Here is a 15,753-nt window from a genome sequence, read left to right on the forward strand (position 1 = left end):
TTGTGTCAGAGAAAAATGCCGCGCGTGAGCCCGCCATCGCAGCCGATCGACTCGCCGGTGATCGAGCCGGATTTCGGCGACGCGAGAAACGCGACGATCCACCCCATTTCTTCCGGCTGCAGCACGCGCCGGATCGGCGTGACCTTCACGTAGTTGGCCTCGACCTCCGCAGCCGTGAGCCCCTGCTTCTGCGCCTCTTTCTCGTAGAGTTCGTGGATGTGCGGCGTCTCGACGACGCCCGGGTGAATCGTGTTGACCGTGATGCCGAACGGGCCGAGCTGGTCGGACAGCGTCTTGGTCAGGTGCACGATCGCCACGTTGCGCATGCCGGACAACTGCTTGCTGCCGCGGCCCGTCAGGCCGCCGATGTTGACGATCCGGCCGAAGCCGTTGCGCCGCATGTACGGCGCGGCCGCCTTTGCGCAACGCAGGTAGCCGACCACCTTGATGTCGATGTCCTGCAGCAGCCCCTGCGGGTCGGCGTTTTCCAGTTCCGCCCGCACGAGGCCGCCCGGATGCGCGGCGCCGTTCAGCAGGATGTCGAGCCGGCCGAAGCGCTCGACGCTCGCGGCCATCGCCGCTTCGACGGACGCCATGTCGGTCGTGTCCACCGTGACGGGCAGGATCGTCCCGGCCGCGTTGCCCAGCGGCGCGAGCGCCGCGCGAATCTCGGCGGCGGCCGCCTCGAGATGTTCCATGCGTCGCGCGGCGATGGCGACGTTGACGCCTTCGCGGGCCAGCTCGAGCGCGACCGCCTTGCCGATGCCCATGCTGCCGCCGGTGATGAACGCGGCTTTTCCGTGGAGTTGCAGATCCATAACGATGAAAGGTGAGAGTCGGGATTGAAGGGATAAGCGGGTTGCGCGATCAGGACAGGCACATTTCAATGAGCCTCGGCCCGTCGGCGTGGGCGAGCGCGGCATCGAGCGCTTGCGACAACGCTTGCACGGTGCTCGCGCGCTCGGCCGGCACGCCGTAGCCGCGCGACAGCGCGAGCCAGTCGATCGGCGGGTCGTCCAGCAGCGTCAGGCGGCTGGCATGCGGCGTGTCGGCCGGCAGGCCGCTGCGTGCGAGCTCGGTCTGCAGGATGCCGTAGCGCCGGTTCGATGCGATCAGCATGACGATCGGCAAACGCTCGCGCGCCATCGTCCACAGCGCCTGGATCGTGTACTGCGCGCTGCCGTCGGACTGCAGCGCGAAGACGCGGCGTTCCGGGCATGCGACCGCGGCGCCGAGCGCCACCGGCAAGCCCTGGCCGATCGCGCCGCCCGTATTCGTGAGGATCGTGTGACGGCACGCGCGCGCCGACGCGGTCACGAACGGATAACCGCACGTGCCGCCCTCGATCGACACGATCGCGTCGTCGGGCAATGCATTCGCCAGCACGCGGCCGACGGCCTGCGGCGTCAGCGGCCCTTCCTCCACCTCCCAACGCTCGACCTGCACGCCGCCGGCGTTGCCCGGCGCGCCGATGCGATCGGCCAGCGCTTCCAGCGCTTCATCCGCCGCGTCGCCCGGTGCGGCCAGCGTGACGATGTCTTCGGGGCGCGCGAGTTCGCCCGGAATGCCTTCGTAGCCGAAGTAGGTGACGGGTGCGAGCGCGCCCGCCAGCACCACGCGCCGGTCGGCCAGCGCGGCCAGCGCCGGCTCGGGGAAATACGGCAGGCGGTCGATATCCGGCAAGCCGCCGCCGCGCTCGGCGCGCGCCGGAAAGGTCTCGCTGAAGCAGGTCGCGCCGGTCGCCGCCGCGATGCGCGCCGCCGCGTGCTGCCCGCGAGCCGACAGCGCGCGGCCGCCCATCAGCAGCACCGTGCGATGGCCGCTGAGCAGCAGATCGGCGACGCGTTCGACCCGTGCGTGATCGAACGACACCGTGGCCGGGCGAACGACGGCGGGCGATGCCGCGTCGCGCACCTTGGCCGACTGGAGATCGACCGGGAGCACGAGGGTCGCGACGCCGCGCTGCGCGCCCATCGCGGCCGAGATCGCGTCGGCCGTATCCGTCGCGAGATCCGCGTCGCGTGCCACGCTGCGGTACCACACCGACACCGGGCGCGCGAGGGATTCGATGTCGGACGTGAGCGGCGCGTCGTACTTCAGATGGTCGCGCGTGTGGTCGCCGACGATGTTCAGGATCGGCGTGCGGGCGCGGCGCGCGTTGTGCAGGTTGGCGACGCCGTTCGCGTGGCCGGGCCCGAGATGCAGCAGCGTCATCGCGGGCTTGCCGGCCATGCGGCCGTAGCCGTCCGCGGCGCCCGTGCATACACCCTCGAACAGCCCGAGGATGGAACGAACACCGGCCACGGTATCGAGCGCGCCGACGAACGGCATCTCGGTGGTGCCGGGATTGGCAAAACAGACGTCGACGCCGGCGTCGCGCGCCGTCTCGAGCACGATGCTCGCGCCGCTTCGTGTTCCGGTATCGGTGTCCAACTGTGGGATGTTCATGCGGCCGCTCGACGGTTTGAAAGGAGTGGTGATGACTGTAATCCCGAATTTCGGGATTTGTCAAACACCCAAGACTCAACCGTCGCGTCGATCAGATTCACGTTTACCCGATTAATTTGGCTATTTTTTGGTATGTAACCACCTTCTTCGGCCTACCACACCTCACTCCGATATGACGAAATTCCCGCAATTCGGAATTTACCCACTCTACGGTCGCGCGAGCGCCGACGCCGGAACATGAACAGGAAGAACCGGGGCAGCCGCACCGATGGCCATCGCCGTCGGCACGACTGGCCTGGGTGGCGCCGATGCGCAGAAGGTGTCGCTGCCCGCCATCGAGATCTGGGAGCAGCGCGCGACCGCCCCGTTTCGTGCGCTCGAATCGACGAGCGCAACGCGCACCGAGACGGACATGATGGAGATGCCGTTCGCGGTCAGCGCGTCGACGCGAAACTGGACCAGACTGTCGCCGCGACGCGTGGCGAGGACCTGTACGACTGAGTCGTGGGCGACGGGACAGTCGCCGGCATTTCCCGCGTTGCTACCGCGATGCACGCTCCGCGAACAACGCAGCGGGCCTCGACACGAATCGCATCGAGGCCCGCTGCAGCCGCTACTGCGCGACGATCGTTCAGGTCGACGAAGTACCGTAGATGATGCCGCGACCGCTGTTCGGCGCCACGTAGACGGTGCCGAACGTCCGCGGGTCACCGACCACCAGTTCGTAACCGCCCCATTGGTGCTGCGCATCGTTGATCTGTACCCACGTCGCGCCCTGGTCGATGGAACGGAACAGCGCGATCGTGCCATTGACCGTGCCCGCCAGATAGATCGTCGGCGCGTTCGCGCCGGGCGCCGCCTTGCCGAACCCGACCGAGATCGCCGACGTGACGATGCCCGGCTGGAAGGCATCCCAGCTCCAGCCGGAGCTGCCGCTGCGATAGAGGCCGGACGACGTTGCAAGCCAGACTTGCCCCTGGACGCCCGTCACCGTCGACGCTTTGCCGTTCTTGGGCAGGCCTTGAGCAGAAACCTGCCACGTCGCGCCTTGATCGCCGCTGGCGTAGAACACGCCGTTCGTACTGTCCCACGCATAGAGCAGGTTGGCGTTGAGGCCGTCCGAGAGCACCTGGACACCGACCGGCAGCGGCGTTTTCGTCCACGCGCCCATGCAGGTGCTCCAGCTCGCGCCGTTGTCGGTCGAGTAGACCGGCGCCACGTCGGACGGCGCCCACACGATCGTGTGCCCGTCCGCCGACAGCGCCACCGTGCCGGCCCCCTTGGTCGAGCCGGCCTGATTGGCGAAGCCCGTCCACGTCGCGCCGCCGTCCTGCGAGACCGCGCCGAACGCCGTGCCGCCTTCCACGCCCGTCCCGACCATGACCATCTTTGCCGGCACGTTGCGCGCGAAATCGACACCCGTTCCGTTGCCGCCGTTGACGTTGCCCATCGACCGCTTCGGCGCCTGGGTCAGGTCGGTATGCACGAACCCGCCGATGTCGCCGAGGCCGCTGATGAGCGGCGCGCCCGACGTCGGCGAGGCCAGCGCGAGCACGGCGGTTTCCTCGACGCCGTTGGCGCCGATGGTCCAGCGGGTCGGCAGGCCGCGATCGGCGTCGGTCAGGTTGGTCGTGCTCCAGATGGTCGCGCCGGTCGAATAGAACGCGTGGTCGACGTTCGACGGATCGATCACGACCTGCGCCCAGTTGCCGAACCCGGCCTGCGCATTGCCGTCCGTCAGCCATGGCGCCAGGCTCGCGTCCCGCACCGCGTTCGCACCGACGTCCGTCCACGTCTTGCCGCCGTCACCGGTGCGATACATCGTGTCGCTCGGCCACCAGTGATCCATCGTCATGACGACCGCGACGCCAGGGTTCCACGGATCGACCGCCAGGCCGCTGAAACCCGATGCGTAGTTGTTCGAATTAGGCGGCGAGATGTTCTCCCAGATGCCGGTGTCGATGCCGTACTTCCACACCTGGCCGGCCGTCATCCCGTTGGGGCCCGCGACGTTGCCGTACGTGACATACAGGTTGCGGTCGGGCCCGATCAGGCCGCGCTGCGGCATCATCGGGCTCGCCGGGCCGCCCGCGACCGCGTTCCACGTCACGCCGCCGTCACCGCTGCGATACAGGGTCGACGCCGCCGTGGCGGTCGACACGCCGGCGAACAGGATCTGGCTCGGCGAACCGTTGCCGCCGGAGCGCGGATCGAATGCGACGAACGCGACGCCGGCGCCCGTGTCGTCGCTCGACAGCGCACTGAAGCCGCTCACCCTCGCCCACGTCTGACCGCTGTCGGCGCTCTTCCACAGGCCGTTGGCGGCGGGTTGCGAACTGGCGTTCGAGCTTCCGTAGAACAGCGTCGACCCGTGATTCGGATCGACCTGCAGCCGTTCGCCAGCCTGCCGCCCGTCCTGGTTGCCGCCGACCCGCAGGCCCAGCGGATAGGACGTGAAGGTCGCGCCGCGATCCGACGACACGAGCACGGCGCCGTTCTGGGCCCACCAGCTGGTATAGAGGCCCACGACCATGTAAAACATGTTCGGATTGCCCGGATCGACGGCGATGCTCTCGATCCCCATCCAGTGCGAGGTCGACGGCGGCGTCCAGTCGTTCAGCGGAATCCAGGTACTGCTCGTCGAGTCGTAGCGATACGCGCCGCCGATATCGGTACGCGCATAAATGAGCCCGCGCTCCCACGGATGCGCGATGAGGCCCGTCACATAACCGCCGGCGACGACTCGCACGTTGCCCCACGTGTAGGCAGGCTGAGCGGCCGCGCCGCCGACGCCGGCAGCAGCAGCCTTGATCGACGCTGCCAGCGGGCCGCCGCCGTCCGCGCCGCCGCAGGCGGAAAGCAATGTTGCGGCGCCGAGACCGCCAATGCTCAGCAGAAAGTGTCGTCGGGCGTTGCTTTCGATGCGGCTGTCCGCCGCTTGATGCTCGGTCGGCTCGCATGCCGGCACATTTTTCTGATCCATGAAACCACTCCTCATGTCGTTGTTGATAAACGCAGGCCAGCAGAGAACGAACGGCACTGGCCGCGCGACAAACGCAGCGCCAGCCCGACACGAGCGCGAAATAACGACAGGACAACGAATCGATATCGGTCGCCACGCGACGCGCGTGCTTGCGCTGCCGATACGGGCCGCCGCGGCGGCCCGCATGCTCGTGCTGCCGTTACGTGGCCAGCGCCGCGATCTCGCTATCGCTCAACGCGCGCGAGTACACGCGAAAATCCTGGATGCGGCCGTTGAACGACGGATGCACCGCATCGCGGCCAAGCAGGCTCAATCCATCGCCGACCTGGCACGGCGACAGCAGGATCTGATCGCTGCTTCCAGCAGCCTGGCCGTCGATATACAGCTTCGCGGTATTGTCCTGCAGCGTGACCGCCACGTGCGTCCAGCGGCCCGTGGGCAATGCCATGCCTGCCTCGACGAATTGCTCGTCGTTGTAGCTGGCACCGGCGATCCCGAAACGCAGATGCCCGCCGCCCGCTTGCGGGGCGAGCCGCATATAGGCGATGTTGTCGGTCCCGATGAAGAACAGGCAGCTGTCCCAATGGAGCGAATTCGCATACACCCACATTCCGGCGGTGAAATCGCTCAGTTGACCGAACAACCCGGCCGGAAGCTGCATATACGCTTGCTGACCGTCGAATGCGACGGCATTGCCCGAAAGCCGTCCCGCTCCCCACGCCGCACCTTGCCCGAGCGTGCCGGCGACCCGCTTGCGCGTACCGTCGCCCGCGAAACTCCAGCCGACGGCCGTGGCGCCGCTCCCGTCGTCCAGCCCCATCGACAGCTGCATCTCGCCAGGAACCGCGACCCGTAACGACGCCGAGGCCACGGTGCCCTGACTGGCCGCGCCAATGGCTTCAACCCGGTAGAACCAGACGCCGCTCGGTGGCGTATCGGTAAAGGTCAGCACATCGCCGGCCGCCACGACGCCGAGATCCGAGAACGAACCGTCCGCGACGGTGCTGCGCTTGACCCGATACGACGCGGCACCTACGCTGCCCCACCACGACAGGACGACGCGCCCGCCCGTACTGGCCGCGGACAGCCCGCCTGGCGCCTTCATCGGCCCCGCATAGGGCGGCAGCCGATGCGTGAGCGTCCCGAACACCATGTCGTCGCTATTGTCGGACCAGTAGTTCTGCTCGGTCTTCGCGACGATCTTCGTGACGTTCGGCGCATCGATGCCCATGCGATTCACGTAGTGGTTGTAGAGCGGCTCCCAGCAGCCGCGCAGGTTTTGATACGACTGATTGTTGGCCGCGGTAAAAACGCCCTGCGAGCTCCATTGACGCGCAAACGGCATCACGTAAGGCTTGCCGGCGGCATCGAGCAGGTTGGACTTCGCGACGTATTCCGCACCGGCCAGGAACCGGTTGTTATCGAAGCCGTAAAGGTCTTCGCCCTGTTTCCACGCCATCTCGCACAACGCCCCGCACAGCGACATGCCCAGCGTCGCATGCCCCTGATCGCGCCCGCTCTCCTGCCATTGGCCGAAGTAGCCCGGATGCATGAAGTACACGCTGTGCGCCGCCGCGCCATTGCCGAAGGCCGCGCGAAAGTCGCCGAGGTTGTTCGCCTTGTAGTAGTCGATCGCCTGCTGATAGAGATCGGCCCGATCGCAGAACACGCCGATGGCGAACGTGCCGCACAGCGCGGCCAGATCCCAGTTCGCAAACGAGCCGAAGTGCAGGCCCTTGGTGCTGGTGTCGGTCAGCCAGCCTGACGCGAGGCTCGCGAAGACCGTCAGCAGCATGTTCTGGAAGCGGGCGATGGCGTCCGGCGCCCATTTGGAATACGTCCGCATGAGCTCGCCAACGTTTGCCCACTGGTGCCCCTGAATGCCCGCAATCAGCCAGCCGGTCCAGTCTTCCGGCGCACTGGAACCGTCCGGCCGGGACCATACCCGCTTCAACTCGGCCGACCACGCATCGAGCGTCGCCACCGCGAGATCCGCATAACGATCGTCTTGCGAGATCTTCCAGCGCAGCGCACAGCAATACGCGCGCTGGATGTCCCGGTACATTGCATAGACGCTGCGGTCGGAGCGATACACGGCGCTGCGCGCGCTCGGCTTGCCGTTGAGATCGGTCGCGGCGCTTGCGCACAGCGTCGCCCACCAGTTCGTCCACGGCTGCTCGCCTGCCTGGATGCAGTCGCGAATCCGCTTGAAGTCCGCTTCGGTGAGCAGCAGCCCGGGGTGGCTGAAGCCAACCGACGTCGCAGTGGCTGCCGCGCCGGATGCCGGCAGCACCGCGGCGGCCGGCACGACACTGCCCTGCATCGCCGCTACGCTCGCGACCGCGACACCACCGTTACCGCCGTCTCCCCCGCCGCATGCGGGCAACAACGTGACGGCCCCCAGCCCGGCCACGAATCGCCGTCTTGAACGGCTGTCGACCTCCGCGCCCGTATCGAATATCGATTCGACCGCGCTGCTTCCTGCTTCCATGTTTCCCGACCTCGTAATCGTTGACTTTAGTATGTGTTGGACCACGGCGACACCGGCCGGTAGGCACGGCGGCACCGCGAATCACGGAGGCTCGCAAGCGCCCGTGACATGCAGATGACTTGCACGCCAAATCGGATTCGCACGGCGAAAAATCCGCCGGCGAATTATCCGTATACCTGAGTAACTTTCCAGTACAAAAATATTCTGGCGTGGACTCGACCGGTCGGTCGACGTGCCAACCCACCCGAACGCATCGGTTCGACATCGCATGCTTTGTCTCGATGCATGCGTGCAATGCATGCGTTCCCCCGGCGGTTGTCCACCGAAGCCCGCTTTTCCTGAAAATTCCGCAACGCGTTCGTCGATCGCGCGCACCGATCCATGCCGACGCACGGAGCAGTCGAGCAACGGAGAATCGTCCGAAGAAAGGAAAGGAAAAAGTTCGCGCGGGATGCGCGAAATGGCGCCGGCAATGGCGCGTACGAACCGGCGCGCGGAAAGCGCCCCTCGCGCGTCAGCGCGCGCCGACGCGGGCGCCCTCGTTCATCGCGTCGCCGTATCGCTCCGCCCGCTCGACGATACGCGCCAGCCGAATGATGTCGGTCAGCGCGAAATCGCTCGCGTCGGGCCGCGGACGATCGTGCTCGTCCGCGAGACGCAATGCGAACGCGAGGGCTTCCGAGCGCTCGCGCAACAGCGTGCGCAGCGCATCCGCGATGATCCGGCGATCGCGCGGATTATCCAGCCCGAGCGCGAGCCCGGGATCGTGCTCGACGTCCGGTTTCGCGAGCGGCGCGACCGCCAGCGTGGAGATACCGGGCATGGGCACCGTGTTCCGCTTCATGTCTGCCTCTCTCGTTGACTGACAACCGAACGCCGCGTCAGCGCCGGTTCGAGCGCGACACCACGTCGATCCACACCGCCAGCACCAGCACCGCGCCCTTGACGATCATCTGCCAGTACGCGTCGACGTCCAGCATCGACATGCCGTTGTCGAGGCTCGCCATCACGAGCGCGCCGATCAGCGCGCCATAGACGGTGCCCGACCCGCCGCGCATCGACGTGCCGCCGATGAAGCACGCGGCGATCGCGTCGAGTTCGCCCATCGTGCCCGCCGAAGGCGAGCCGGCCGCGAGCCGCGCGGTGTTCACGATGCCGGCGAACGCGCACATCAGCCCCATCAGCGCGAAGATCGCGAGCTTCACGCGATCGGTATCGACGCCCGACAGCCGCGTCGCCTCGAGATTCGAGCCGACCGCATAGATGCGCCGGCCGAACACGGTCTGCGTCGCGATCCACGAGAAGACGCCGAGCAGCGCGAGCAGCAGCAGCACCGGCACCGGAATGCCGCCGTAGCGATCCAGCGTCGCGACGAACGCGAACAGCACCGCGCCCGCGCCCGCGATCTTCACCGCGTCCTGCCACACCGGCGCGACCGCGAGCCGGTAGCGGCGCCGCGTGCCGCGCTGTCGCACGACCAGCAGCACGACGAGCGCGAACAACAGCAGTGCGAGACCGTCCCCCGCCATGCGCGGCAGATAACCCTGCCCGAGGAACACGAAGCCGTCCGACACGGGCGCGATCGTCGAGCCGCCCGTCACGCCGAGCAGGATCCCGCGAAACGCGAGCATCCCGCCCAGCCCGACGATGAACGACGGCACGCGCCGGTAGGTCGACCACCAGCCGTTGAAGAGCCCGACCACCACGCCAAGCGCGAGCACGGCCGGCACCGTCGCGGCGAGCGGCCAGTGGCGGTTCACGTCGAGAATCGCCGCGACGCCGCCGAGCAGCCCGAGCAGCGACCCGACCGACAGGTCGATCTCGCCCGCGATGATCACGAACACCATCCCGCACGCGAGCATGCCGGTGATCGACATCTGCCGCAGCAGGTTCGACACGTTGCGCGGCGTGACGAACGCGCCGTCGGTCAGCACCGAGAAGAACGCCCAGATCGCCACGACCGCGAACAGCAGCGCGAGCACCTTGTAGCGCACGAAAATCTGGCGAAGCGGACGGCCAGTTGGACGACCGCTCGGACGGCGCTTGTCGGCGTCCGGCGTCGCGGCGGTAGAGGAAGAAAGTTCGGAATTCATGTCGCACTCGCTGCGGTGGGTTCGGTCGGCAGCCGGCCGGGTTTCAGCGCGGCGCCAAGAATCTGTTCCTGCGTCAGACCGTCGTTGACGAAATCGCCGCGCAGCTCGCCCTCGCCGATCACCAATACGCGATCGGCAAGCCCGAGCACCTCGGGCATTTCCGACGACACGACGATCAGCGCGACGCCGCGCTTCGCGAGCGCGAACACGAGCCGGTAGATCTCGGCCTTCGCGCCCACGTCGACGCCGCGCGTCGGCTCGTCGAGAATCAGCACCTGCGGCTCGGCCAGCAGCATCTTGGCGAGTACCGCCTTCTGCTGGTTGCCGCCGGACAGGCTCGAGATCGGCAGGAACGGGTGCGCGGCGCGCACCGACAGCCGCTGCATCTCGGTGCGGATCGCGTCCAGCTCGGCGGCCGCGTCGATCCGCCCGCGCGCCGCGAAGCGCCGCAGCACCGCCAGCGTGATGTTGTGGCCGACGCCGAGCTGCGGCACGATGCCGTGGCGCTTGCGATCCTCGGGCACCATCGCGATGCCCGCGCGGATCGCGTCGGCAGGCGAGCGGATCGTGAGCGGCCGGCCGTTCATCAGCACGGTCGCCGTGCACGCGCCCGGATACGCGCCGAAGATCGCCTGCATCAGCTCGGTGCGGCCCGCGCCGACGAGCCCGGCGACGCCGAGGATTTCGCCGCGCCGCACGCTGAACGACACGTCGTCGACTCGCTTGCGGCGCGGGTTCGTCATGTCGCGGCAGGTCACATTGCGCGCTTCCAGCACGACGTCGCCGACCTCGTGCGGCTCGCGCGGATACAGGTCGCGGATCTCGCGGCCGACCATCATCGCGATGATCCGGTCGGTCGTCAGCGCATGCATCGGTTCGGTCGCGACATGGCGGCCGTCGCGGATCACGGTCACGGTGTCGCACACGGCCTCGACCTCGTCGAGCTTGTGCGAGATGTACACGCACGCAACACCTCGACGCTTCAGGTCGCGCACGATGTCAAGCAGGATCCGCGTTTCCGCGGCGCTCAGCGACGACGACGGCTCGTCGAGGATCAGCAGCTTCGCGCGCTTGTTCAGCGCCTTCGCGATCTCGATCAGCTGCTGGTGCCCGCCGCCGTAGTTCATCACCGGCTGCGCGACGTTGATCGAGTCGATCCGCAACTCGTGCAGCAATTCCTCGGCACGCTGGATCATCGCCGCGTAGTGCATGCGCCCGCCCGGCAGCGTGATCTCGTTGCCGAGGAAGATGTTCTCGGCGACCGACAGTTCGGGCACGAGCATCAATTCCTGGTGGATGATCACGATGCCCGCGCGCTCGGTGTCGCGCACGCCGGACGCGACGAGCGGCGCGCCTTCCCAGCGGATCTCGCCGTCCCACGTACCGTGCGGATAGACGCCCGACAGCACCTTCATCAGCGTCGATTTACCCGCGCCGTTCTCGCCGCACAGCCCCACGCACTCGCCCGGTCGCACCATCAGGTCGATGCCGTCGAGCGCTTTCACGCCGTCGAAATCCTTGACGATGCCGCGCATCGTCAGCAAGGGTTCGGTCATTCGCTCATGCCTCGCAGTATGCGCGCGGACGCACCGGTGGGTCGCCCGCGCGCCGCGCCGTTACTGGCTCGCCAGCTGCGCCTGGGTATAGAAGCCGTCCTTCACGACGATGTCGACGTTGCGCTTGGTCAGGAGCGTCGGCTGCAGCAGCACCGTGTCGACCTTCTTCTTGCCGTTGTCGTATTGCGCGTTGAAGGCGGGCTTCGTGCCCTTCGCGAGATCCACCGCGAGCTTGGCCGCTTCGCTCGCGATCAGCTTCAGCGGCTTGTAGACGGTCATCGTCTGCGTGCCGGCGATCACGCGTTTGACCGCCGCGAGGTCCGCATCCTGCCCGGACACCGGCACCTTGCCGGCCAGATGCTGCGCGGCGAGCGCCTGGATCGCGCCGCCCGCGGTGCCGTCGTTCGACGCGACGATCGCATCGATCTTGTTGTTGTTCGCGGTCAGCGCATCCTCGACGATCCGCAGCGCGGTCGACGCACTCCATTCAGGCACCCACTGCTGGCCGACGAGCTTGATGTCGCCGCGATCGATCGCCGGCTTCAGCACCTTCAGCTGTCCTTCGCGCAGCATCTTCGCGTTGTTGTCGGTCGGCGCGCCGCCGAGCAGGAAATAGTTGCCCTTCGGCTTCGCGTCGTAGACGCCCTGCGCCTGCAGCTCGCCGACCTTCTCGTTGTCGAACGAGATATACGCATCGACGTCGGCGTCGAGGATCAGCCGGTCGTACGACACGACCTTGATGCCCGCCTTGCGCGCTTCGGCGACGACGTTGCCGAGCGTCTTCGAATTGAACGGCACGATCACGATCACATCCACGCCACGCGAGATCAGGTTCTCGATCTGCGAGATCTGCCGCTCCTCGCTCGCGTCCGCGGACTGCACGGACACTTTCGCGCCGAGCTTCGTGGCGGCGGCCACGAAGTAGTCGCGGTCGCGCGACCAGCGCTCGACCCGCAGGTCGTCGATGCAGAAGCCGATTTCCGGCTTGTCCTTGCTCGCATGCGCGAGCGGCGCGCCCAGCGTGAGGGCCGCCAGCGTGGCGGCGCCTGCCAGCGCGTTCAATACGGTACGACGCTTCACTGACTTCATGTCTCCGCTCCTCTATTTATTGGACTACTCCACGAACGCCGGGCCGCTGCCGAAGCAGGTCGCCCATCGTCTTGCCACCGCACGGCAAGGCTTCACGCGGTGTGACCCGCACCTGCCGCAAACACCGGTTCGAGCGCGCGATACAGCGCGCGAAACATCGGCCGCCGCGCGTCGCGATACCACGCGTGGCGCGCCATGTCGGGTTCGCGCACGGCCACCACGGGCGGCTGCGGGCACACCGCGTCGAGCGGTGCATCCGGTTCGAGCGCGAGGTGCGCGAGCCGCGCGGCGCCGAGCGCCGGGCCGACTTCGCCGCCCGCGCGCAAGGTCAGTGCGCGGCCGCTCAGGTCGGCGAGCATCTGCGTCCAGTACGCACTGCGCGAACCGCCGCCGATCACCGTGATGCCGTCGGGTGCGAGCCCGGCCGCATGCAGCGCGTCGATCCCGTCGAGCAGCGCGAAGCCGACGCCCTCGAGCGTCGCGTTCGCGAGATCCGCCCGCTGCGTGTCGGGCGTCAGCCCGTAGAACACGCCCTTTGCATTCACGTCGTTGTGCGGCGTGCGCTCGCCGCTCAGATAAGGCAGGAACCAGGGACGATCCGCGCGCGCGTTCGCCTCGGCGTCGGCGAGCAGCGCCGCGACGCCGTCGTAGCCGGCCAGTTGCGCGGTGAAATCGACGCAGCCGGCCGCATTCAGCATCACCGACATCAGGTGCCAGGTGCGCGGCAACGCGTGACAGAAGCTGTGGACCGCCGATTCCGGATTTGCGCGAAAACCGTCCGACACCGCGAAATAAACGCCCGACGTGCCGAGCGACAGCAGCGCATCGCCGGGCCGCACGATGCCGACGCCGACCGCACCGGCCGCGTTGTCGCCGCCGCCCGCGACGACGGGAATCTCGCGCAGCCCCAGCGCACGCGCGACCGCCGGCTGCAGCGTGCCGGTGATGCGGTTGCCCTCGAACACGGCGGGCACCTGCGCGCGCGACAGCCCGCACGCGGCGAGCAGCGTGTCGTCGTAGTCGCGCTTCGCGACATCGAGCCACAGCGTGCCGGCGGCATCCGACGGATCGGTCGCGAATACGCCGGTCAGCCGGTAGCGCAGATAGTCCTTCGGCAACAGCACGTGGGCGATGCGCGCGAACACATCCGGCTCGTGCCGGCGCACCCACAGCAGCTTCGGCGCGGTGAAACCCGGCATCGCGAGGTTGCCGGCGACGGCGCGCAGCGTGGGCGCCAGCCGCTCGAGCTCCGCGCACTCGGCATCCGCGCGACCGTCATTCCACAGGATCGCGGGGCGCAGCACGTCGCCGCGTGCATCGAGCAGCGTCGCGCCATGCATCTGCCCGGTCAGGCCGAGCGCGTCGATGTCGCGCGGATCGATGCCGGCCGCGCGCGCGTCGGCGACGAGCGCCGCCAGCGCGCCGCACGCCGCGTCCCACCAGTCGCGCGGCGCCTGTTCGGACCAGCGCGGCCGCGGCCGGCTCACCGCCAGCGGCCGGCTCGCGCTGGCGCGCACCGCCCCGTCGCGGTCGAGCAGCACGGCCTTCACGCCCGACGTGCCGAGATCGAGTCCGATATACATAGTGTCAGCGCAGCCCGTAGATCGCCTGGTTCACGATGTTCTCGAGCCGTTCCTGCGCGCCGCTTGCATGCTGCGGGTTCACGCCGCGCGCGAGCGCGTCGGCGGCGAGCGACTCCAGCGTGTAGCTGCCCGATAGGATCTCGCGGCCGAATGCGCTGTCCCACTGCGCGTAGCGCTGCCGGCGCAGCGCGTCGAGCCGGTCGTTCTCGACCAGCACGGCCGCGCGCTCGACGGCCAGCGCGAGCACGTCGATCGCGCCGACATGGCCGTAGAACAGGTCTTCCGGATCGACGCTCTGGCGGCGCACCTTCGCGTCGAAGTTCATGCCGCCGGTGGTGAAGCCGCCGTGGCGCAGGATCTCGTAGAACGCGAGGGTCAGCTCCTCGACGCTGTTCGGGAACTGGTCGGTGTCCCAGCCGTTCTGCGCATCGCCGCGATTCGCATCGACGCTACCGAATACATCGAGCGCGAACGCGTTCGCGATCTCGTGATGAAACGAGTGACCGGCGAGCGTCGCGTGGTTCGCTTCGATATTCACGCGGATCTCGTTCTGCAATCCGTATTGCGTGAGGAAACCGTGCACGGTCGCGACGTCGTAGTCGTACTGGTGCTTGGTCGGTTCCTGCGGCTTGGGCTCGATCAGCAGCGCGCCGTTGAAGCCGATCCGGTGCTTGTGCTCGACGACCATCGACAGGAAGCGGGCGAACTGCTCGCGCTCGCGCACGAGATCGGTATTGAGCAGCGTCTCGTACCCTTCGCGGCCGCCCCACAGCACGTAGTTCTCGCCGCCGAGCCGATGCGTCGCGTCAAGCGCGTGGCGCACCTGGGTGGCCGCCCACGCGAATACGTCGGGGTTCGGGTTGGTCGCTGCGCCCGCCGCGAAACGCGGATGCGAAAACAGGTTCGCGGTACCCCACAGCAGCCGGACGCCCGTCGCCTGCTGACGCTCGCCCAGGTAGTCGGTCATCCGCGCGAAGTTCTCGACGTATTCACGCAGGCTATCGCCCTCCGGCGACACGTCGGTGTCGTGGAACGTATAGAACGGCGTGCCGAGCTTCGTGAAGAACTCGAATGCCGCATCGGCCTTCTGCCGCGCCCGCTCGAGCGGGTCGCCCGGCTGCTGCCATGGCCGCCGGAACGCGCCCTGGCCGAAGATGTCGTGGCCGGGCCACACGAACGTGTGCCAGTAACACACCGCGATCCGCAGGTGTTCCTCGAGCGTCTTGCCGAGCACCTGTTTCGTGCGGTCGTAATACCGGTAGGCAAGCGGGTTGTCCGACTGCGGACCTTCGTAGCGAATCGCGGGAATATGTTCGAAATACGACATGGCGTCTCCGTCCGGTTTCTTGTTGCAGTGCGGCGCGCATCGCGATGACACGCGGGCCGAATTCGATCTGGCTGGATCGTGCCCGCACGCCCTCGCACCCGCAATTGCGAAATTGCGCAGCACGCTTAACGATTCTTGCCAGCGCGCTGCGCACGGCCCACATTCCGTCCTACAATCGCCGGA

10 protein-coding genes and 1 pseudogene are annotated in these 15,753 nt (G+C 67.7%); 1 reads left to right on the plus strand and 10 read right to left on the minus strand.

Going from position 1 to position 15,753, the window contains the following annotated elements:
* Positions 1-5: 5 nt before the first annotated feature.
* Positions 6-818: an SDR family NAD(P)-dependent oxidoreductase gene (locus tag VL15_RS24075; protein ID WP_048248996.1), complete on the minus strand. Its 813-nt coding sequence runs from the start codon at positions 816-818 to the stop codon at positions 6-8.
* A 49-nt stretch (positions 819-867) separates the two neighbouring features.
* Positions 868-2,448 (minus strand): acetolactate synthase large subunit, encoded by a 1,581-nt coding sequence (locus tag VL15_RS24080; RefSeq protein WP_048248997.1) that lies wholly within the window; start codon positions 2,446-2,448, stop codon positions 868-870.
* 237 nt (positions 2,449-2,685) lie between these two features.
* On the opposite strand from VL15_RS24080, the pseudogene VL15_RS43705 reads away from it, so the two are divergent.
* Positions 2,686-2,946: pseudogene (locus VL15_RS43705) on the plus strand (TonB-dependent siderophore receptor); the annotation flags it as partial.
* A gap of 133 nt (positions 2,947-3,079) precedes the next feature.
* Here the strand turns inward: VL15_RS43705 and VL15_RS24085 are convergent.
* From VL15_RS24085 to xylA, 8 genes are all read right to left on the minus strand, one after another.
* A complete protein-coding gene (locus VL15_RS24085; protein ID WP_053077695.1) occupies positions 3,080-5,431 on the minus strand; it encodes a sialidase family protein in 2,352 nt (783 codons plus the stop codon).
* A gap of 199 nt (positions 5,432-5,630) precedes the next feature.
* Positions 5,631-7,922: a LamG-like jellyroll fold domain-containing protein gene (locus VL15_RS24090; RefSeq protein ID WP_048248998.1), complete on the minus strand. Its 2,292-nt coding sequence runs from the start codon at positions 7,920-7,922 to the stop codon at positions 5,631-5,633.
* A gap of 514 nt (positions 7,923-8,436) precedes the next feature.
* Positions 8,437-8,766, minus strand: coding sequence for a hypothetical protein (locus VL15_RS24095; protein ID WP_048248999.1), 330 nt, complete (start codon positions 8,764-8,766; stop codon positions 8,437-8,439).
* Between the two features lie 37 nt (positions 8,767-8,803).
* Positions 8,804-10,015 carry a sugar ABC transporter permease gene (locus tag VL15_RS24100; protein ID WP_048249000.1) on the minus strand — a complete coding sequence of 404 codons (1,212 nt, stop codon included), beginning with the start codon at positions 10,013-10,015 and terminating at the stop codon, positions 8,804-8,806.
* The gene (xylG, locus tag VL15_RS24105) at positions 10,012-11,571 is read right to left on the minus strand and encodes a D-xylose ABC transporter ATP-binding protein (protein ID WP_048249001.1); all 1,560 of its coding nucleotides are present in this window, start codon (positions 11,569-11,571) and stop codon (positions 10,012-10,014) included. The genes VL15_RS24100 and xylG overlap by 4 nt, the downstream gene beginning before the upstream one ends.
* A gap of 60 nt (positions 11,572-11,631) precedes the next feature.
* Positions 11,632-12,660, minus strand: coding sequence for a D-xylose ABC transporter substrate-binding protein (gene xylF / locus VL15_RS24110; protein ID WP_048249002.1), 1,029 nt, complete (start codon positions 12,658-12,660; stop codon positions 11,632-11,634).
* 92 nt (positions 12,661-12,752) lie between these two features.
* On the minus strand, positions 12,753-14,243 hold the full coding sequence (gene xylB, locus VL15_RS24115; protein WP_048249003.1) for a xylulokinase: 1,491 nt from the start codon (positions 14,241-14,243) through the stop codon (positions 12,753-12,755).
* A gap of 4 nt (positions 14,244-14,247) precedes the next feature.
* Complete coding sequence (xylA, locus tag VL15_RS24120) at positions 14,248-15,570, minus strand: xylose isomerase (protein ID WP_048249004.1); 1,323 nt, start codon at positions 15,568-15,570, stop codon at positions 14,248-14,250.
* Between the last annotated feature and the right edge of the window lie 183 nt (positions 15,571-15,753).

The sequence above is a fragment of the Burkholderia cepacia genome (genome assembly GCF_001039005.1).
In the GTDB taxonomy this organism is placed as follows: Bacteria; Pseudomonadota; Gammaproteobacteria; order Burkholderiales; family Burkholderiaceae; genus Burkholderia; species Burkholderia theae.

Excerpts from the sequence above, each read along its gene's own strand:
- VL15_RS24075 (WP_048248996.1), bottom strand. The coding sequence starts at position 818 with ATGGATCTGCAACTCCACGGAAAAGCCGCGTTCATCACCGGCGGCAGC.
- VL15_RS24080 (WP_048248997.1), bottom strand. The coding sequence starts at position 2,448 with ATGAACATCCCACAGTTGGACACCGATACCGGAACACGAAGCGGCGCG.
- VL15_RS24085 (WP_053077695.1), bottom strand. The coding sequence starts at position 5,431 with ATGGATCAGAAAAATGTGCCGGCATGCGAGCCGACCGAGCATCAAGCG.
- VL15_RS24090 (WP_048248998.1), bottom strand. The coding sequence starts at position 7,922 with ATGGAAGCAGGAAGCAGCGCGGTCGAATCGATATTCGATACGGGCGCG.
- VL15_RS24095 (WP_048248999.1), bottom strand. The coding sequence starts at position 8,766 with ATGAAGCGGAACACGGTGCCCATGCCCGGTATCTCCACGCTGGCGGTC.
- VL15_RS24100 (WP_048249000.1), bottom strand. The coding sequence starts at position 10,015 with ATGAATTCCGAACTTTCTTCCTCTACCGCCGCGACGCCGGACGCCGAC.
- xylG (WP_048249001.1), bottom strand. The coding sequence starts at position 11,571 with ATGACCGAACCCTTGCTGACGATGCGCGGCATCGTCAAGGATTTCGAC.
- xylF (WP_048249002.1), bottom strand. The coding sequence starts at position 12,660 with ATGAAGTCAGTGAAGCGTCGTACCGTATTGAACGCGCTGGCAGGCGCC.
- xylB (WP_048249003.1), bottom strand. The coding sequence starts at position 14,243 with ATGTATATCGGACTCGATCTCGGCACGTCGGGCGTGAAGGCCGTGCTG.
- xylA (WP_048249004.1), bottom strand. The coding sequence starts at position 15,570 with ATGTCGTATTTCGAACATATTCCCGCGATTCGCTACGAAGGTCCGCAG.